Origin of the sequence: Bacillus kalamii, assembly GCF_047238185.1 — a bacterium.
In the GTDB taxonomy this organism is placed as follows: Bacteria; Bacillota; Bacilli; order Bacillales; family DSM-1321; genus Bacillus_AD.
In genome coordinates, this window is sequence record NZ_JBDFMI010000001.1 from 784549 (window position 1) to 804761 (window position 20213).

Sequence of the window (20213 nt, forward strand, 5' to 3'; positions counted from 1 at the left end):
GTCTGCATTCACATGGAGAGCAGAGCCCTTCTTTTTCTGCGCCTTTCAACAAAATATTGAATCTTGCTTTTTTCATTGTTATAATGAAAAATAGTGTATTTGTGTCGACTTACAGGAGTGAAAATGAATGAATAGAGAAGATAAATTAAAAAGACAATCGAAAATCCGTAATTTCTCCATTATCGCCCATATTGATCATGGGAAATCTACGTTAGCCGACCGTATCCTGGAAAAGACGAATGCTTTGGCACAGCGTGAGATGAAAGCGCAGCTGTTGGATTCGATGGATCTTGAAAGGGAACGTGGCATTACCATCAAACTGAATTCCGTACAATTGAAATACAAAGCTTCAGACGGTGAAGAATATATTTTTCATTTGATTGATACCCCAGGGCATGTCGACTTCACGTACGAGGTTTCACGAAGCCTTGCTGCATGTGAAGGAGCAGTCCTTGTCGTGGATGCTGCCCAAGGAATAGAAGCGCAGACGCTGGCGAATGTCTATTTGGCTCTGGATAATAATCTGGAAATCCTTCCTGTTATCAATAAAATCGACTTGCCAAGCGCAGATCCTGAACGGGTGCGTAAAGAAATAGAGGATGTAATCGGCCTTGATGCTTCTGAAGCAGTGCTGGCTTCTGCAAAAGCAGGCATCGGTATTGAAGACATCCTTGAACAGGTCGTTATGCAAGTTCCTGCACCGGAAGGCGATCCCGATGCACCTCTAAAAGCGTTGATCTTTGACTCGTTATACGATGCATACCGCGGTGTTGTCGCTTATATTCGGGTGGTTGACGGCAGCATTAAAGCAGGCGATAAAATTAAAATGATGGCGACCGGCAAAGAATTCGAAGTCATCGAAGTGGGTGTTTTCACACCTAAATCGACTGTTGTCGATGAATTGAATGTCGGGGATGTCGGCTTCTTGACAGCAGCTATTAAAAACGTCGGCGATACTCGGGTCGGCGACACAATTACGAATGCTAAAAATGGTGCTACCGAACCGCTTCCTGGTTACCGGAAGTTGAATCCGATGGTTTATTGCGGTTTATATCCAATTGATTCCGCACGCTTCAATGATTTGCGTGAAGCGCTGGAAAAACTGCAATTGAATGATTCTGCGCTTCAATTTGAGCCAGAGACATCCCAAGCGTTGGGATTTGGTTTCCGTTGCGGCTTCCTAGGACTGCTTCACATGGAAATTATTCAGGAAAGAATTGAGCGCGAGTTTAAAATTGATTTGATCACGACGGCGCCAAGCGTAATCTACCATGTCAATATGACTGACGGGGAAACGGTTATTGTCGATAATCCATCCAATATGCCGGATCCGCAAAAAATTGAAACAGTTGAAGAACCTTACGTAAAAGCGACGATGATGGCTCCGAATGATTATGTAGGTGCCATTATGGAACTTTGCCAGGAAAAACGCGGTATCTTTATCGATATGCAGTATTTGGACGAAACCCGTGTGAGCATCATCTACGAAATGCCGCTATCTGAAATTGTCTACGATTTCTTTGATCAATTGAAATCTTCGACAAAAGGCTATGCTTCATTTGATTATGAAATGATCGGCTACAAGCCTTCGAAGCTTGTGAAGATGGATATCCTCCTGAATGGGGAAACAGTCGATGCTTTAAGCTTTATCGTCCACAGGGACTTCGCATACGACCGTGGCAAAGTAATTGTTGATAAATTAAGGGAGTTAATTCCTAGACAGCAATTCGAAGTGCCTATCCAGGCGGCAATCGGGCAAAAAATCATCGCCCGTTCCACCATCAAGGCAATGCGTAAAAATGTACTTGCTAAATGCTACGGCGGTGACATTTCCCGTAAGCGGAAATTGCTTGAAAAGCAAAAAGAAGGTAAAAAACGTATGAAACAAGTTGGATCTGTCGAAGTTCCCCAGGAAGCATTTATGGCTGTACTGAAAATGGATGATTCAGGTTCAAAAAAATAAAACGATCATAAAGGCTAGAAAAGGGTCTCCTTGGCTAGCCTTTTTTTATATACGGCGCAATAATCCAGTTTCGATTAAGACGGCCTAGCAGGAAAGCAGGCTTTTGAGTTGTATGCCGTTTTTGTTTTCGTATAGACTGATAGAACGGAAAAGGAGTGATTCGATGATAAAAGGTGCATATATTCACATTCCGTTTTGTGAGCATATTTGTCATTATTGTGATTTTAATAAAATGTTTTTAAAGGGGCAACCTGTTGATCGATATCTGGAACTATTGAAGAAAGAAATGGAATTAACGTTAGCGAAAGTGCCTACATCCCGTTTGACGACGATTTATGTCGGTGGCGGAACGCCTACATCCTTAAATGAAAAGCAGTTGGGCTATTTGTGCGAGAGCGTTGAAGAGGTTCTTCCCTTTGACAGAGACCGGCTAGAGTATACGTTTGAAGCGAATCCTGGAGATTTGTCATTGGAAAAAATGAAAATACTGAAAGAGTACGGTGTCAACCGCATTAGTTTTGGTGTGCAGTCCTTTCAAGAAAACCTTTTGAAAGTTATAGGGAGAACCCACAAAGTGAGCGAGGTATACGATTCGATTGAAAAAGCGAGGAAAGCGGGCTTTGAGAATATAACAATCGATTTAATGTATGGTTTGCCACAACAAACGATGCAGGATTTTAAGGAATCCCTGCAAAAGGCATTCGAGCTCGAACTGCCCCATTATTCGAGTTACTCGTTAATTGTTGAACCGAAAACCGTTTTTTATAATTTAATGCAGAAAGATGCACTTCGCCTTCCGACACAAGATGCTGAAGCGGAAATGTATGAACTATTAATGGATGAAATGGAGAAGCATGGCCTGCATCAATATGAAATCAGCAATTTTGCCAAAGCTGGATATGAAAGCCAGCATAATCTGACCTATTGGAATAATGATTATTATTATGGGTTTGGTGCTGGAGCGCATGGGTATATTGTAGGGGATAGGGTCTCTAATCATGGGCCGTTAAAGAAATATATGACTCCGCTTGAGGCTGGGGAATTGCCGAGGCTTGAAGTTCATCCCGTACCCATGAACGAGCAAATGGAAGAAGAAATGTTTCTTGGTTTGCGAAAAATACAGGGCGTTTCGAGGGAAACGTTTTTGAAACGCTATAAAATGGATATGTCGGATGTTTTTCATCAGCAATTAGAAGAATTGCTAAAAAGGGACTTGGTCAGATTTGAAAACGGGTATTTACAGTTAACGAGACAGGGCAAATTATTGGGCAATGAAGTCTTTCAATCCTTTATTGGAATTGGGTAAAAACGTTGACAATGCATGTGCATTTTGATAACTTATTAATTAGAATTAGCACTCGACGAAGAAGAGTGCTAACAGAGGTGATCATACATGCTAACTGAACGACAATTGTTGATTCTTCAAGTAATTGTAGATGACTTTATCCAATCGGCGCAACCAGTTGGTTCTAGAAGCTTATCGAAAAAGAGCGAGATCACATTTAGCTCCGCTACGATTCGCAATGATATGGCTGACTTGGAAGAACTTGGTTTTATCGAGAAAACACATACCTCTTCCGGTAGGGTCCCGTCTGAAAAAGGATATCGCTATTATGTCGATCATCTTTTAACACCTAAGTTGGTTACCGGGAACGAATTTCAAAAATTGAATTCCCTATTTGCGGATAAGATTTATGAGCTGGAACAAGTTGTCCAGAAGTCGGCCCAAATATTATCGGAAATCACCAACTATACAGCTATTGTTCTTGGCCCAAAAGTGTTGGATAACAAGCTGAAAAAGATTTCACTTGTACCTCTTAATGAGGAAACAGCAGTTGCTTTAATAGTGACTGATTCCGGACATGTAGAGAACAAACTTATTACGTTGCCGCCGAATATGGACGGCAGTCAGATTGAAAAAATTGTCAATATCTTGAATGATCAGCTTGTAGGCGTACCGCTTATCGAGTTGCCGAATAAAATTAAGAATGAAGTGGCCAACTTGTTTGCTAAACATGTGAACCAATACGGGCATATGTTGAGATCGTTGGAACAAACATTGGCGATATCCCCTGATGAGAAGCTTTTCTTCGGAGGAAAAACCAATATGCTGAGACAGCCGGAATTTCATGATATCGAAAAAGTAAGGCTTTTGCTCGGCATGATTGAACACGAAAAGGAATTGTACCGACTCATGGTCCAGAACCCAGGCGGGATTACAGTGAAAATAGGCAGTGAAAATAATGATCCGGCAATGGAAAACTGCAGTCTGATCACTGCGACTTATTCAATTGCGAATGACCAGGTTGGAAGTATCGCCATTCTCGGTCCGACGAGAATGGACTATTCACGAGTCATTTCATTGCTACAATCATTCTCCCATGACTTTTCCATGGTGCTTACCAAGTTGTATCAAAAAGGATAGAAGTGGAGATATTGATTAAAGGGTGCCAGCCACCCCTCCATTCTTATTCATTTTATTAATTATAAATAGATTTTAGGTTTTTATAGGGAGGTGAGCCGCATGTCAGAAGAAAAGAAAAACACACTTCAAGACGAAACAACAGCTACTGGCAATGAACAGGTTGAAGAGATTTTTGCTGAAGGCGAAAAAGCCGATGACAGCGCAAAGACTCAGCCTGAAACAAATGAAACTTTACAGCAATTAAATGAAGCTAATGAAACCATTAAAGAATTATCGGCTAAGGTTGAGGAATGGGAAAACCGTTATTTGAGACTGCAAGCTGATTTTGATAATGCAAGAAGAAGAGCTAAATTGGATTTGGAATCTGCACAGAAATACCGCGTCCAAAGCTTGGCGTCCGAATTGCTTCAATCATTGGACAACTTTGAGAGAGCTCTTGATATCAACACTGAAAATGAAGAAACCAAGAGTATTCTTCAAGGATTGGACATGGTTTACAGAGGGATTGTCACTGCATTGAAGCAAGAAGGTGTAGAGGCGATTGAAGCTGTAGGGCAAGAATTCGATCCGAACCTTCATCAGGCTGTCCTTCAAGTGAATGATGAAGAATATGAATCCAATACAGTAGTCGAAGAGCTGCAAAAAGGGTATAGATTGAAAGATCGTGTCCTTAGACCATCTATGGTAAAAGTGAATCAATAAAGAGTACATACTTTATTAGGAGGTAATATAAAATGAGTAAAATCATCGGTATTGACTTAGGTACTACAAATTCATGCGTGGCAGTATTGGAAGGCGGAGAAGCGAAAGTAATCCCTAATCCAGAGGGCAATCGCACAACACCATCTGTCGTAGCATTTAAAAATGGTGAAAGACAGGTCGGTGAGGTAGCAAAACGCCAATCTATCACAAACCCTAATACAATTTCATCCGTTAAACGCCATATGGGTACAAACCATAAAGAAACAGTCGACGGCAAAGACTATTCTCCACAAGAAATTTCAGCTATCATCCTTCAGCACTTGAAGGGCTATGCTGAAGAATACCTAGGGGAAAAAGTGACTAAAGCGGTTATTACAGTTCCAGCTTATTTCAACGATGCGGAACGCCAAGCTACTAAAGATGCAGGGCAAATTGCCGGGTTGGATGTTGAACGTATCATCAATGAACCAACTGCAGCAGCACTTGCATATGGTATGGATAAAACAGATGAAGATCAAACCATCCTTGTTTTTGACCTTGGAGGCGGTACCTTCGACGTATCTATCCTTGAATTGGGAGACGGCGTTTTCGAAGTGAAGTCAACTGCTGGAGACAACCGTCTAGGCGGAGATGATTTCGACCAAGTGATTATTGACTACTTGGTCGAACAATTCAAAAAAGAAAACGGCATTGACCTTTCAAAAGATAAAATGGCATTGCAACGTTTGAAAGACGCTGCTGAAAAAGCGAAAAAAGATCTTTCTGGCGTAACATCCACTCAAATTTCATTGCCGTTCATTACTGCTGGTGAAGCCGGTCCTTTACACTTAGAGGTAAGCTTAACAAGAGCTAAATTCGAAGAACTGTCACACAGCTTAATCGAACGCACAATGGGGCCAACTCGCCAAGCGATTAAAGACGCTGGTTTAAGCGCTTCTGAAATTGATAAAATCATCCTTGTCGGCGGTTCAACCCGTATTCCTGCTGTACAAGAAGCTGTGCGCAAGGAAACAGGCAAAGAGCCTCATAAAGGCGTAAACCCGGATGAAGTAGTAGCAATGGGTGCTGCTATCCAAGGTGGAGTACTTACTGGTGATGTGAAAGATGTTGTCCTTCTTGACGTTACACCTTTATCATTAGGTATCGAAACAATGGGCGGCGTATTCACTAAGTTGATCGACCGCAATACAACGATCCCAACAAGCAAATCACAAGTTTTCTCTACTGCGGCTGACAGCCAAACGGCAGTTGACATCCATGTGCTTCAAGGTGAACGCCAAATGGCTGCAGACAACAAAACATTGGGCCGTTTCCAATTGACGGATATTCCGCCTGCTCCACGAGGCATTCCGCAAATTGAAGTATCATTCGATATCGATAAAAACGGTATTGTGAATGTACGTGCAAAAGATCTTGGAACAAATAAGGAACAAGCAATCACGATTAAATCTTCTTCAGGTTTATCTGAAGATGAAATCGACCGCATGGTAAAAGAAGCGGAAGAGAATGCTGAAGCAGACAAGAAGCGTAAAGAAGAAGTGGAACTTCGCAATGAAGCTGACCAACTTGTTTTCGCTACAGAAAAAACACTAAAAGAACTTGAAGGCAAAGTCGATGCTTCAGAAGTTGAAAAAGCAAATGAAGCTAAAGATGCGCTAAAAGAAGCAATCGAGAAAAATGAAATTGAAGATATCCGTGCGAAGAAAGATGCTTTGAATGAAATCGTACAAAATCTTACAGTGAAACTTTATGAAGAAGCTGCCAAAGCACAGCAAGCTGCTGAAGGCGCGGAAGGCCAAGAGGCTGGCGGAGATGATAACGTAGTCGATGCAGAATTCACTGAAGTGGACGATAAAGATAAGAAGTAAGCATCTTGATCGTTAGAAAATAAGATAGAGAAGCAGAAAAAAGTCAAAGTCATTATTTACAGGCTTTGACTTTTTTCAAGTTCTTTGCGGTTGCATTCTCATATACAGGGGAAGATGGGCAGGTTTCATATTGCAACCAATAAGGGCTAAATGATAAAATAACATTTATGTGAAGAATCGGGAGTTGAAAGCTTATGAGTAAGAGAGACTATTATGAAGTGTTGGGCGTCAGCAAAACTGCTTCTAAAGATGAAATAAAAAAGGCATATCGTAAACTTTCAAAGCAATATCATCCGGACATTAATAAAGCGGAAGATGCTGCAGATAAGTTCAAAGAAATCAAGGAAGCGTATGAAGTCCTAAGCGATGACCAGAAAAAGGCACAGTATGATCAGTTTGGACATACCGATCCTAATCAAGGCTTTGGCGGTGGAGGCTTCGGCGGCGATTTCGGCGGCGGTGGCTTTGGCGGTTTTGAAGATATCTTCAGTACTTTCTTCGGCGGTGGAGGCGGAAGAAGACGCGATCCTAACGCTCCTCGCCAAGGTTCGGATTTACAATATACGATGACTATTTCCTTCGAGGATGCTGTCTTCGGTAAAGAAACAACGATTGAAATCCCCCGTGAGGAAGAGTGTGATACATGCCATGGGTCCGGGGCGAAACCTGGAACGAAGAGTGAAACATGTTCATACTGTAGCGGAAGCGGACAAATCAACGTTGAGCAAAATACGCCTTTCGGCCGCATCGTCAATAGAACTACTTGTAAACACTGTCAAGGAACCGGGAAAATCATCCCTCACAAATGTTCAACTTGCGGCGGTACAGGAAGAGTCAAAAAGAGAAAGAAAATCTCGATCAAGGTTCCGGCAGGCATTGACGATGGTCAGCAATTACGCGTTTCCGGACAGGGTGAACCTGGTGTGAATGGCGGTCCGGCAGGTGACCTATTTGTCGTATTCCATGTGAAATCACATGAATTCTTTGAGCGTGACGGCGACGATGTTTATTGTGAAGTTCCTTTGACCTTTGTCCAAGCTGCGTTGGGAGATGAAATTGAAGTTCCGACGTTGCATGGAAAAGTATCCCTTAAAATACCTGCAGGCACTCAAACGGGAACTCGCTTCCGCTTGAAAGGGAAAGGTGTTCCAAATGTGAGAGGGTATGGTCAAGGCGATCAGCATATCATTGTAAAGTTGGTTACACCGAAGAAATTGAGCGATAAACAAAAACAATTGCTCCGTGAGTATGCAGAAATCAGCGGAGAAGCGTATGATGAGCAAGAAGACGGCTTCTTTGCCAAAATGAAGCGTGCTTTCAAAGGAGAATAAATCTTACAGGAGTTGGTAGTACAATGAAGTGGTCTGAAATAGCAATCCATACAACAAATGAAGCGGTTGAACCGATATCGAATATTCTTCATGAAGCGGGGGCAAGTGGCGTCGTAATTGAAGACCGGGAAGACCTTTTTAAAGAAAGAGAAGATCAGTTCGGGGAAATCTACCAGCTGAATCCTGCTGATTATCCTGAAGAAGGCGTTGTGATGAAAGCGTACTTGCCTGTCACCAGCTTCCTTGGAGAAACGGTTGAAGGCATTAAAGAAACGATTAATAATTTGATGATTTATGATATTGATCTTGGATTGAATAATGTCAGTATTTCTGAAGTAAATGAAGAGGAATGGGCGACTGCCTGGAAAAAATACTATCACCCGGTCAAAATTTCTGAACGTTTTACCATTGTTCCTACATGGGAGGAATATGAACCGGTATCGAGTGATGAATTGATTATAGAATTGGATCCGGGAATGGCATTCGGAACAGGTACGCACCCAACTACTGTCATGTGCATTCAGGCGCTTGAGTCAATTGTCAAGGAAGGCAATACAGTTGTTGATGTAGGCACCGGTTCAGGTGTGTTAAGTATTGCTGCAGCCATGCTTGGGGCATCCCATGTTGAAGCATTGGATCTTGATGAAGTGGCGGTCCGTTCAGCCAAATTGAATATTAAGCTGAATAAAGTGCAAGATGTTGTCAATGTATCGCAGAATAATCTCCTGGATGGAGTGGACGGCGTCCAAGATGTCGTTGTAGCCAATATCCTAGCTGAAGTGATTATGCGCTTTACAGATGATGTGGCAAGTGCACTAAAAACTGGAGGATATTTTATTTCTTCAGGAATTATTCAGCCGAAAAAGAATGACGTGAAGGAAGCTCTTCACAATTCAGGTTTCGACATTATTGAAACGATCGAGATGGAAGACTGGGTCGCATTTATTGCCCAAAAAAGATAAATAGGCTGTTTGCTGAAAGAGCAAAGGGCCCTATAGCTATAAAACGCCGCGCATCCCATGTATGGACACGTTCCTGGCCGTTAATACTGATTAGTGGACATGAATTTCTCTAGCATCGGGCGTGGCTCTTTTTTATGTGTATTACTGCAGGAACTATGGTGGACATTATTTTTGTATGGGTGGATTGAGGAGATGCAGCGTTATTTTGTACCGGCGAACCAATTAAGCGGCCAAACGGTAAGTATTATGGGCGACGACAGGCACCATATCGCAAATGTATTGAGGATGACTGTTAATGAACAGGTCTTATGCACATTCGACGATGAAAGAACTGCTTTAGTGGAAATAGAAGAAATTACCAATGAAGCGATCCAGGGAAAAGTAATAAAATGGATTGATGAACAAAAGGAACTGCCTGTCCATGTGACCATTGTGAGCGGTTTGCCTAAAGGGGATAAATTGGAGTATATTGTCCAAAAAGGAACAGAGTTGGGAGCAAGATCATTTATCCCTTTTATAACGGACCGTTCTATTGTGAAGTGGGATCATAAAAAGGCGCAGAAAAAAACGGAAAGACTGCAAAAAATCGCGAAGGAAGCGGCGGAGCAATCACATCGCACACATGTGCCTTCAGTTGAAGCTCCAATGGCACTTCCGCAGCTTTTAGATGCAGCTGCCGATTTTGACTTCCTGCTTGTAGCTTATGAAGAAGAAGCGAAACAAGGAGAAAAAAGCGCTTTGCATAAATCGTTCGAGATGATGAAGCCTGGCGCTTCTGTTATAGTAGTCTTTGGGCCTGAAGGCGGGCTGACAGAAAAAGAAGTGGCAGCCTTAAAGAATGCCGGTTTTACGGCATGCGGGCTGGGACCAAGAATTTTACGGACTGAAACAGCGCCACTTTATGTATTATCTGCTGTTTCGTATCATTTAGAATTAATGGGGTGAAGAGAATGGCAACTGTTGCTTTCCATACATTGGGATGTAAAGTAAATCATTATGAAACTGAAGCCATCTGGCAGCTATTCAAAGCGGAGAACTATGAAAGAGTCGATTTTGAAGATACGTCGGATGTATACGTTATTAATACATGTACGGTGACAAATACTGGAGATAAAAAAAGCCGCCAGGTAATTCGCCGGGCAATACGGAAAAATCCGGATGCTGTCATTTGTGTTACGGGCTGTTATGCACAGACATCTCCTGCAGAAATATTGGCTATTCCAGGAGTCGATGTTGTTGTAGGTACCCAGGATCGCTCCAAAATGATTCCATATATTGAACAGTTCAAAAAAGAGAGACAGCCGATCAATGGCGTGGGCAATATTATGAAATCACGCGTCTACGAGGAATTGGATGTTCCTGCATTCACAGACCGTACACGTGCTTCTTTGAAAATCCAGGAAGGCTGCAACAACTTCTGTACCTTCTGCATTATTCCGTGGGCACGCGGATTAATGAGATCAAGAGATCCGGAAGAAGTAGTCCACCAAGCACAACAATTAGTCGATGCTGGCTACAAGGAAATTGTATTGACAGGAATCCATACAGGAGGCTATGGCGAAGACTTGAAGGATTACAATCTTGCTATGCTGCTTCAAGATTTGGAAACTAAGGTTGAAGGCTTAAAGAGAATCCGCATTTCTTCCATTGAAGCCAGCCAAATTTCTGATGAAGTCATTGAAGTGCTTAGACATTCTAAAAAGGTAGTGCGCCATCTGCATATTCCTATCCAATCGGGTTCAGACACAGTCTTAAAGCGCATGAGAAGAAAATATCGGATGGAATTCTTCGGCGAACGGATTCAGGCACTGAAAGAAGCATTGCCTGGACTTGCTATTACATCTGATGTCATCGTCGGGTTCCCAGGTGAAACAGAGGATGAATTTATGGAAACGTACAATTTCATTAAAGACCATAAATTCAGTGAACTTCACGTATTCCCTTATTCCAAGAGAACAGGGACGCCAGCTGCCAGAATGACCGATCAGGTTGATGAAGACGTCAAAAACGAGCGTGTCCACCGTTTAATTGAATTAAGCGACCAGTTGGCCAAGGAATATGCTTCACAATTTGAAGATGAAGTCCTTGAGGTTATTCCTGAGGAACGTTTCACGGAAGGTGACACTGAAAATTCATATGTAGGCTACACTGACAACTATCTGAAAGTGGTATTCTCAGGCAGTGAAGAAATGATTGGGGAAATGGTAAAGGTTAAAATTACGAAAGCGGGATATCCTTATAATAAAGGTACATTCGTTAAAGTAATGCTTCCTCAAGAAAAGTCTTTATTAGAAGCTTAAATAATAGTCAGTGAAGGAGTATGTCAATGAGCAATAAAATTGCACAAATGATTGATCACACAGTATTGAAGGCAGATGCGACAGAAAGTCAAATTGCCACTTTATGCGAGGAAGCAAAAGAATATCATTTTGCCTCTGTCTGCATTAATCCTACTTGGGTGAAGAAATGCGCACAATTGTTGGAAGGCTCAGGAGTGGATGTATGTACAGTCATCGGCTTTCCACTCGGGGCATCCACATCTGAAGTGAAAGCATATGAAACCAAACAGGCGATTACTGATGGGGCGACTGAAGTAGATATGGTTATCAACATCGGCGCTCTTAAGGATGGACAGGATGAGTTTGTGCAGAAAGATATCGAAGCGGTTGTCAACGCCGCTAAAGGTAAGGCATTGACGAAGGTTATTATTGAAACTTGTTTGCTTACTGATGATGAAAAAGTCCGTGCATGTGAGCTTGCTGTGAAGGCTGGCGCTGATTTTGTGAAAACGTCTACCGGTTTTTCCACTGGAGGAGCGACAAAAGAAGATATCGCTTTGATGAGAAAAACAGTTGGGCCGCATATCGGAGTGAAAGCATCGGGCGGTGTCCGGAATACTGCGGATGCTGAAACAATGATTGCAGCTGGAGCTAATCGTATCGGCGCCAGTGCCGGGGTCTCGATCATCAATGGATTGACCGCAGACAGCGACTATTAAGTATAAAAAAACAGACATTGAATGGATGTCTGTTTTTTTGTTGCAGCTATTAAACTCGTTTCCGGTGAACCGTTGTAATAAATGAAGAAAATAAACGAGTAAAAGGAAGGACAAGAAGCGAACAGATAACATTAAAGATAACAGCTGCATGAGCCAGTTGTTTTGCCGGATCATCAGTGAGCGACATCGCCATATGAAGAAGTGTGTGAATAAAAGGGTAAAACAGCAAGACTCCGAGAACATTAAGCCATATGTGGGCATAGGCCGTCCATTTGGCCGCTTGTCCAGCTCCAAGGCTTGCAATATACCCGGTAATACATGTGCCGATATTAGAGCCCAGCATGATAGCTATCCCTGTTTCAGCAGTCAATTGGCCTGATGAAAGGAAACCCATAGCGATGGCAATAGTAGCTGTGCCGGAATGAATAGTAGCTGCTATGGCGGCGCCCAAAAGGATAGCTAAAAAGAGATGTTGATCGGCTTTGTGGAATAGGGCAGATATACCGTCAATATTCATTAGTGGGACAGAAAGAGCTGTGAATTTACTGATGCAGAAAAAAATCATAAAGAGTCCAAAAAGAGCCATGCCGCCATGCCGTATTTTCGGAAGATTAAAAAGCATCATGATGAAGCCGATCAATAGGGCGGGGCCTATGATGGGGCCATAAGAGAAGGACATGAATTCGGCTGTAACAGTTGTGCCGATGTTGCTCCCTAAAATAATACCGATACTTTGCCTGAAGGTTATCGCCTCAACTGAAACCAGTCCAATGGTCATGACCATAACTGCAGAACTGCTCTGCAGGAGAGCTGTAAAGATAACCCCTGTAAAAAATCCTTTCACCGGCGTATCGGTCAATTGCTGAAGCCGCCTGTGCAGTGTTTGTCCTGTAAGCTTGAACAGCCCATTCCTCAATAAGACCATACTGCATAAAAATAATAGGATATATAAAATGAACAGAAAGATTTCCCGCAAAGAATCACCCCTCTGTACCATTTTATTTCGGGGATTCCGGGACATGCATAAAACAAAAAAGAAAGCAGGGCTTAAAGGCTCTTTTTAGTCTGAATGTCTTATTTCTTGAAACTTACTTTCATGATTTTAGGAGAAGTAGTTGACCTTATATTATCCTTATATTATAATCGATAAGTAACTGGTGTAATCACAAGTTACATCTTGAGTTAGTGTGTTGTGTTCGGAGGGAGGGATAGAGATGTCTAAAACCGTAGTTCGTAAAAACGAATCACTTGAAGATGCTCTTCGCCGCTTCAAACGTACAGTATCTAAAACAGGTACTTTACAAGAAGCAAGAAAGCGCGAATTTTATGAAAAGCCAAGCGTAAAACGTAAGAAAAAGTCTGAAGCAGCTAGAAAACGTAAATGGTAAGAGAGGGTGGTAGTATGAGTCTTCTCGATCGTTTAAACCATGACATGAAACAAGCGATGAAGAACAAGGAAAAAGACAAGCTTTCTGTCATTCGTATGCTTAAGGCTGCACTTCAGAATGAAGCGTATGCACTTAGAGTTGATGAGTTGACGGAAGCGGAAGAGTTGACAGTCCTTTCTCGCGAATTGAAACAACGTAAAGACTCTCTCCAAGAGTTTTCAAACGCAGATCGCGAAGATCTAGTTGAAAAAGTCCAATCCGAAATCAAATACGTAGAAGTATATATGCCTCAGCAGCTTACAGCAGCAGAAGTAGAACAAATCGTGATTGAAACGATCCAAAGCGTTGGAGCTGTTTCAAAAGCTGATATGGGTAAAGTAATGGGATCATTGATGCCTAAAGTAAAAGGCAAAGCAGATGGTTCTCTTGTGAATAAATTAGTACAACAACATCTATCTTAAACTCGTTTAAAAACCGCAAGGATACCTTGCGGTTTTTAAATTACCCAATAATCGTAAAGGGAATTCCCGGTCTTTTGTTTTTTGAATAGTCCGTTTTAAAGAGTGCTTAAAACAAGTATAATGATTGTAGGCTGATATCCGCGCAAACTGGCATATAGCCAATGGGGCGAGTGCTGCTGTTCCCAAAAGCGCCGTTTCATGAATTGAGGATAATTGGCAAAAAATAAACAAGATAAATGAAACCTTTACGTTGTTTAATCGTATAAAATGGTAACATGCATGATTTTCAGGAAAGGAGGAATGGTTGTGCGCAAGTGGGTTCCCCTTTTTCTATTGCTGCTCTTGTTTGGCGTGTCCTTTTTACCAGCGCAGGCAAGCGCAAGTAAAGAAAAAGTATATATAGTACCTGTTGAAGAAACAGTCGAAGACGGCCTTCATGCGTTTTTAAAGAGAGCAATCCATGAGGCTGAGGAAAATCAAGCTGAGGCAATTATCTTTAAGATTGATACGCCGGGAGGATCGGTTGAGTCCGCTTGGAAAATCGCCAAGCTGTTCAATGAGACGAGTCTCAAAACAATTGCTTGGGTTGATAACCACGCACTTTCTGCAGGGGCGTATCTAGCCTTAAATGCAGACGAAATATACATGGCGCCGAACGCAACTATGGGTGCGGCAGCCATTATTGACCAAAAAGGAAATGCAGCAGGCAAGAAGGCTGAGTCTGCCTGGAAGGCTGCCATGAAAGCGGCGGCAGAGCAAAACAACCGCGATCCAAAATTTGCCTTGGCGATGGCGGATGAAAATAACACGCTTGATCAATATGGCGCTGGTAAAGGGAAGCTGTTGACTCTGACTGATAAGCAGGCACAAGAGGTAGACTACAGCAAAGGGACTGTCAAGAATCAAAAAGAGCTGCTCCATAAGCTTAAATATGATCAGGCGGATGTCCGCTATGTGGATGAAAGCTTTGCTGAAAAAGTGGCAAGGTATTTGACAAATCCTGTTGTCATCCCGATATTGTTGACTATTGGCTGCCTGGGCTTGGTTATTGAGCTGTTTTCACCCGGCTTCGGTTTGCCCGGCTTAACAGGATTGACTTCATTATTTCTGTTTTTCTATGGCCACTTAGTGGCAGGCTTGACAGGTTATGAATCTCTTGTCTTATTCGTCATAGGGATCGCGTTAATTTTACTAGAACTCATTATACCAGGAGGAGTGGTCGGGACCTTAGGCTTTGCGGCGATTGTGGGCAGTTTGTTTATAGCCGGCGAGAGCAATACGCATATGGCTATATCCATACTTATAGCGCTTGTGGTATCTTTAGCAGTATCAATCCTAATGGTAAAGGTGTTTGGTAAACAAATGAAATTTTTCAGACGAATGATTTTAACAGATTCGACAAATAGTGAAAGCGGTTATGTTTCCAATATCAACCGGTTAGACTTAATAGGCAGAACCGGTGTTGCTGTCACGCCGCTCCGACCCTCTGGAATTGCATTTATTGATGAGGAGCGCATAGATGTTGTAACAGAAGGCAGTTTCATTCCGACAGGCAGTGAAGTGAAAATTGTTAAAACGGAAGGCTCGCGTATAGTTGTAAGAGAAATAAAGAAGAATGAGGAAGGATGAGTATAGGAATGGGTTCAGAAACAGTATTGCTGTTAGTGGCAATTTTTATCGGTATCGTAGTATTAGCTGTATTCTTTACATTCGTACCTGTAATGCTGTGGATTTCAGCATTGGCTGCGGGTGTCAGGGTCAGTATCTTTACATTAGTGGGGATGAGGCTTCGCCGTGTAATCCCTAGCCGTGTTGTCAATCCGTTGATTAAAGCGCATAAAGCAGGTTTGGATGTATCGACAAATCAACTGGAGAGCCATTATCTAGCTGGCGGTAATGTTGACCGTGTTGTCAATGCCTTGATTGCTGCCCAGCGTGCAAATATCGAATTAAGCTTCGAGCGTACTGCTGCCATTGATTTGGCCGGACGTGACGTATTGGAAGCCGTACAAATGAGCGTCAACCCTAAGGTAATTGAAACACCATTCATTGCCGGTGTTGCGATGAATGGTATTGAAGTGAAGGCGAAAGCAAGAATTACGGTTCGTGCCAACATCGAACGATTAGTCGGCGGTGCCGGTGAAGAAACGATTGTAGCCCGTGTCGGTGAAGGGATTGTATCAACAATCGGTTCTTCAGAAAGCCATGCACAAGTGCTGGAAAATCCGGATAGCATTTCTCAAACAGTCCTTTCGAAGGGATTGGATTCAGGCACTGCCTTTGAAATCTTATCCATTGATATTGCGGATGTTGATGTGGGCAAGAATATAGGTGCTATGCTACAAACTGACCAAGCTGAAGCGGATAAAAAAATCGCCCAGGCCAAAGCAGAAGAGCGCCGTGCAATGGCTGTCGCCCAGGAACAAGAGATGAGAGCGAAAGTAGAAGAGATGAAAGCCAAAGTGGTCGAATCTGAAGCGGAAGTGCCGTTGGCGCTTGCGGATGCTTTGAAGCATGGCAATATTGGTGTTATGGATTATATGAATTACCAAAATATCAATGCAGATACTGAAATGCGTGGATCTATCTCAAACATGTCCCAACATGATGATAAGAAAAAGTAATACTCCATGCGTTCATAGCATGAAATGAGGTTTACCAGGAAAGGAGGTTCCTCCTTATGCTTGATTTTTTAACGGATAATCCCTTTTTGATCATTATACTGATCGGAGTTTTGAGTTCTCTGTTTGGAAGGGAAAAGAAGAAAGAAGAATCACGCCGCACCCAGCACCGTCAAGGTCCTGCGCAAACGACGCATCGTACTGGTCCATCAACTGGCCAGCATCATCGGGCGGATACCCGGAAGAACCAACCGCATTCATCCCATAGTCCTCGGACCTCCGGTAAAATGGAACAGGCGAGAACTACTTTGAAGCAGGCGGCTGAAAAGAAAATTGAACAGGCCAGACAGATGGCGGAAACCTACACTCATAAAGCCCCCGCGCCAAAAGCGGAAGAGGTAAAGGAAGTTTTCCATGATGAGATGGAGGATTTGCAGCAAAAGCTTAGAGTTTACGAGGAGAAACTTGCCCGGTCTGAAAGTATTTCGGCGTCTATTCGAGTGCAAAAGGATGCAAGTGACGGCAGATTCAGCCAGAATCAATTGGTCAATGGCATCGTTATGTCGGAAATCTTGGGCCCGCCCCGTGCTAAAAAGCCGTATCATAAAATGAAGTAAGCCATTCCATCCGGAATAGCTTGTTTTATAGAAAAAGAAGTGCTAGAACTCTCTTTTTACTCATACATTTGAGTAGAAAGGGGGTTCTTTTTTTATGGCCAATAAGTGGAAGCAAAAACTAAAACAAATGATTTCGGACTCCATTAATCTTCCAAATGATGTCATGATGGATCTCCCGCGCATTACCATGATAGGCCAATTACATATATATATTGAAAACCATCGGGGCCTAATCGCATTTTCAGAGGAAGAAATAAGGCTTCTTCTGAAACAGGGCCAATTATTGATAAAAGGGCAGGATTTAGTCATAAAAGCAATATTGCCTGAAGAAATCATGCTTGAAGGAACCATTCAGTCAGTTGCCTTTTTACCTTGATAAAAAGGGAGCTTTTGGCTTCTCTACAAGAGTAGGAGGAGCTTCCATAAAATAATAACCAATCGGGAGCGCATCCTGCCGGTAAGAAACGAAGGGCATAGCCGGTTAAGAGGCACTCTGTTTTTTCGTACAAACTGGACAAGTTATCCGGAAAACCAGGAAGGGTGAACGTAGTGAAAAACCAATGGATACACTTTTATGCCGGAAATGTGGAAGTAAAGGTTACTGGCAAAGGGGCTGAACGCTTCGTAAATGATTTAGTCCGCAGAGACATTTTTATTTGGGAAATGAAACGGATTAATGGGGATACTATTATGTTCAAAATGAATTTATCCCATATTGGCAAAATGAGAGCTGTGCTTCGCAGGCACGAGTGCAAAGTTTCGTTCATGAAGCGGGAAGGGTTGCCTTTTTTGTTTAGGCGCTTACTATTGAATAGCGGCTTTTTGATAGGCTTTCTCCTGTTCATTCTGTGCTTGTTTTTATTGTCCAATGTAATCTGGAATATTGAGATAGCAGGGGCCAAACCAGAAACGGAGCATTTGATCAGGAAAGAATTGACGAAAATGGGTGTGCAGAAAGGAAAGTTCCAGTTTGCAGTGGGGGGATCCGATGATATTCAACGCCAATTGACGCACGAGATTGGAGCTCTTACTTGGGTAGGTGTGGAGCTGAAAGGGACGACCTATCATTTGCAAGTAGTGGAAAAGAAGGAGCCGAAACGATTGCCTGCAAAGGATAGGCAAAATTTGGTGGCGGGGAAGAAAGCGATTGTGAAGCAATTGCTTGTAGAAAAAGGAAAAGCTGTTGTCCAAGTCAACGACTTTGTACAAAAAGGCCAGCTGCTTGTAAAGGGTAATATCAATACGAATCCGAATACAGAAAAAAATCATGTTCTTATTCCTGCTGAAGGAAAAGTGATGGGGGAAGTGTGGTATAAAGCAGATGTTCAAATCCCTTTAAAAACACATTTTTCCATCTTTTCAGGGGAAGAATATACGAAAAGATTTATAGGGGTAGGCAAAGCGGCATTACCGTTCTGGGGCTTTAAGACGCCGAACTACAAAAAGAAGGTAAAAGAAGAAGTGGATAAGCCCCTCTATTTTTTAGGATGGGAATTGCCATTCACATACAAAACGGTCACCTACCGGGATAAAAATGACATAGTCAGGGAATATACAAAAAAAGAAGCATTGAAAAAAGCGCAGGAAATCGCTCTAAATGATTTAAAAAAAGAAATCCCTAAAAATAGTAGGATAATTGGCCAAAAAGTTTTGCGTGAAGGAATTGAGAATGGTACAGTTATAGTATATATACATTACCAAGTACTAGAAAATATTGCGATCGAACGACCGATTATTCAAGGAGACTAAGGAATGACAGAAGATCAAAAAATGATAGACATTCAGCTAGAAAATCCGAATGAAGCCATTGCTTTGTTGGGAATATCGGATAGTAACCTGAAAGTATTGGAAAACGAATTGAACGTATCCGTCATAACGCGCGGAGAACGCATTTCTGTAGGTGGAGATTCTGACGATGTGGAAAATGCCTTTGCTATTATAAGGGCCCTCCTTGCAGTCATTAGGCGGGGAATTAAGATCAGTACAAGAGATGTCGGATACGCTGTTGAGCTAAGCAAGAAGGGAACACTTGAGTATTTCCAGGAAATGTATGATGAAGAGATAGCCAAGACGGTCAAAGGGAAACCAATCCGTGTCAAAACGCTTGGCCAAAAGGATTATATATCAGCTATTAAGAAAAATGATATTGTGTTCGGAATCGGTCCAGCAGGCACTGGTAAAACCTATCTTGCGGTTGTGATGGCCGTATCGGCAATGAAGAGTGGCAAGGTCAATAAAATTATACTGACGCGCCCTGCAGTGGAAGCTGGTGAAAGCCTGGGATTCCTGCCTGGCGATTTAAAAGAAAAGGTAGATCCATACCTTCGTCCCCTGTATGATGCATTAAATGATATTTTGGGTTCAGAACATACACAACGCCTGATTGAGCGAGGCATCATAGAAATAGCGCCTCTTGCCTATATGAGGGGGCGGACGCTGGATGACGCATTCATCATCCTGGATGAAGCACAAAACACAACAGAGGCCCAAATGAAGATGTTCTTGACACGTCTTGGGTTCGGATCGAAAATGGTCATTACTGGAGATGTATCACAAATCGATTTGCCGCATAAGGCTAAATCAGGCCTTGTGGAGGCAACCAACATCCTTAAAGGGGTAAAGGGTATAAACTTTACCATTTTGGATGGCAGCGACGTAGTAAGGCATCCATTAGTGGGTAGAATTGTAACAGCCTATGAACAGTACAATTCAGACCAGTCCCCAAAAGATAAAGAATAGGCGTAATTGCTGATTAACTATTTCTGTATTACATAAGTATCCGGCAGCAGGTACCAACATGCTTGCCATACATACTTTTTGGGAACCGTCTGCTGTTTGAGGCAGCAACGGTTCTTTTTTATTAAGCAATAATCAAAT

Annotated in this window: 19 protein-coding genes; 18 read left to right on the forward strand and 1 reads right to left on the reverse strand. The window is 42.4% G+C overall.

Features of this window, described 5'->3' with window-relative positions; translation table 11 throughout:
- The first annotated feature begins 127 nt into the window (after positions 1-127).
- The 10 genes from lepA to deoC all read left to right on the forward strand — a co-directional run bounded on the left by lepA (position 128) and on the right by deoC (position 12249).
- Complete coding sequence (gene lepA / locus ABC357_RS03935) at positions 128-1963, forward strand: translation elongation factor 4 (protein ID WP_412886248.1); 1836 nt, start codon at positions 128-130, stop codon at positions 1961-1963.
- A 163-nt stretch (positions 1964-2126) separates the two neighbouring features.
- The gene (gene hemW, locus ABC357_RS03940) at positions 2127-3269 is read left to right on the forward strand and encodes a radical SAM family heme chaperone HemW (protein WP_412886249.1); all 1143 of its coding nucleotides are present in this window, start codon (positions 2127-2129) and stop codon (positions 3267-3269) included.
- Between the two features lie 87 nt (positions 3270-3356).
- Entirely contained in the window at positions 3357-4388 is a 1032-nt protein-coding gene (gene hrcA, locus ABC357_RS03945) for a heat-inducible transcriptional repressor HrcA (RefSeq protein WP_412886250.1), read from the forward strand.
- Between the two features lie 99 nt (positions 4389-4487).
- Positions 4488-5090, forward strand: coding sequence for a nucleotide exchange factor GrpE (gene grpE, locus ABC357_RS03950; protein WP_412886251.1), 603 nt, complete (start codon positions 4488-4490; stop codon positions 5088-5090).
- A gap of 32 nt (positions 5091-5122) precedes the next feature.
- Positions 5123-6958, forward strand: coding sequence for a molecular chaperone DnaK (dnaK, locus tag ABC357_RS03955; RefSeq protein ID WP_412886252.1), 1836 nt, complete (start codon positions 5123-5125; stop codon positions 6956-6958).
- 194 nt (positions 6959-7152) lie between these two features.
- Positions 7153-8289, forward strand: a complete 1137-nt coding sequence (dnaJ, locus tag ABC357_RS03960) for a molecular chaperone DnaJ (RefSeq protein ID WP_412886253.1) — start codon at positions 7153-7155, stop codon at positions 8287-8289.
- Between the two features lie 23 nt (positions 8290-8312).
- Positions 8313-9251 carry a 50S ribosomal protein L11 methyltransferase gene (prmA, locus tag ABC357_RS03965; RefSeq protein WP_412886254.1) on the forward strand — a complete coding sequence of 313 codons (939 nt, stop codon included), beginning with the start codon at positions 8313-8315 and terminating at the stop codon, positions 9249-9251.
- Between the two features lie 192 nt (positions 9252-9443).
- The gene (locus ABC357_RS03970) at positions 9444-10196 is read left to right on the forward strand and encodes a 16S rRNA (uracil(1498)-N(3))-methyltransferase (RefSeq protein ID WP_412886255.1); all 753 of its coding nucleotides are present in this window, start codon (positions 9444-9446) and stop codon (positions 10194-10196) included.
- A 5-nt stretch (positions 10197-10201) separates the two neighbouring features.
- Positions 10202-11551 (forward strand): tRNA (N(6)-L-threonylcarbamoyladenosine(37)-C(2))-methylthiotransferase MtaB, encoded by a 1350-nt coding sequence (gene mtaB, locus ABC357_RS03975; protein ID WP_412886256.1) that lies wholly within the window; start codon positions 10202-10204, stop codon positions 11549-11551.
- A 26-nt stretch (positions 11552-11577) separates the two neighbouring features.
- Positions 11578-12249 (forward strand): deoxyribose-phosphate aldolase, encoded by a 672-nt coding sequence (deoC, locus tag ABC357_RS03980; RefSeq protein WP_412886257.1) that lies wholly within the window; start codon positions 11578-11580, stop codon positions 12247-12249.
- A 49-nt stretch (positions 12250-12298) separates the two neighbouring features.
- Here deoC and ABC357_RS03985 read toward each other — a convergent pair whose 3' ends face one another.
- Entirely contained in the window at positions 12299-13225 is a 927-nt protein-coding gene (locus ABC357_RS03985) for a Na/Pi symporter (RefSeq protein WP_412886258.1), read from the reverse strand.
- 238 nt (positions 13226-13463) lie between these two features.
- On the opposite strand from ABC357_RS03985, the gene rpsU reads away from it, so the two are divergent.
- The 8 genes from rpsU (at position 13464) to ABC357_RS04025 (ending at position 20075) form a co-directional block, all read left to right on the forward strand.
- The gene (rpsU, locus tag ABC357_RS03990; protein ID WP_026692851.1) at positions 13464-13637 is read left to right on the forward strand and encodes a 30S ribosomal protein S21; all 174 of its coding nucleotides are present in this window, start codon (positions 13464-13466) and stop codon (positions 13635-13637) included.
- A gap of 14 nt (positions 13638-13651) precedes the next feature.
- A complete protein-coding gene (locus ABC357_RS03995; protein WP_412886259.1) occupies positions 13652-14098 on the forward strand; it encodes a GatB/YqeY domain-containing protein in 447 nt (148 codons plus the stop codon).
- Positions 14099-14398: 300 nt separating this feature from the next.
- Entirely contained in the window at positions 14399-15727 is a 1329-nt protein-coding gene (locus tag ABC357_RS04000; RefSeq protein WP_412886260.1) for an NfeD family protein, read from the forward strand.
- An 8-nt stretch (positions 15728-15735) separates the two neighbouring features.
- Positions 15736-16722, forward strand: coding sequence for a flotillin-like protein FloA (gene floA, locus ABC357_RS04005; protein ID WP_412886261.1), 987 nt, complete (start codon positions 15736-15738; stop codon positions 16720-16722).
- Positions 16723-16778: 56 nt separating this feature from the next.
- Positions 16779-17336: a hypothetical protein gene (locus tag ABC357_RS04010; protein WP_412886262.1), complete on the forward strand. Its 558-nt coding sequence runs from the start codon at positions 16779-16781 to the stop codon at positions 17334-17336.
- A 94-nt stretch (positions 17337-17430) separates the two neighbouring features.
- Positions 17431-17712, forward strand: a complete 282-nt coding sequence (yqfC, locus tag ABC357_RS04015; RefSeq protein WP_412886263.1) for a sporulation protein YqfC — start codon at positions 17431-17433, stop codon at positions 17710-17712.
- Positions 17713-17885: 173 nt separating this feature from the next.
- Entirely contained in the window at positions 17886-19085 is a 1200-nt protein-coding gene (gene yqfD, locus ABC357_RS04020) for a sporulation protein YqfD (RefSeq protein ID WP_412886264.1), read from the forward strand.
- A 3-nt stretch (positions 19086-19088) separates the two neighbouring features.
- A complete protein-coding gene (locus ABC357_RS04025) occupies positions 19089-20075 on the forward strand; it encodes a PhoH family protein (RefSeq protein ID WP_412886265.1) in 987 nt (328 codons plus the stop codon).
- The last annotated feature ends 138 nt before the right edge of the window (positions 20076-20213 follow it).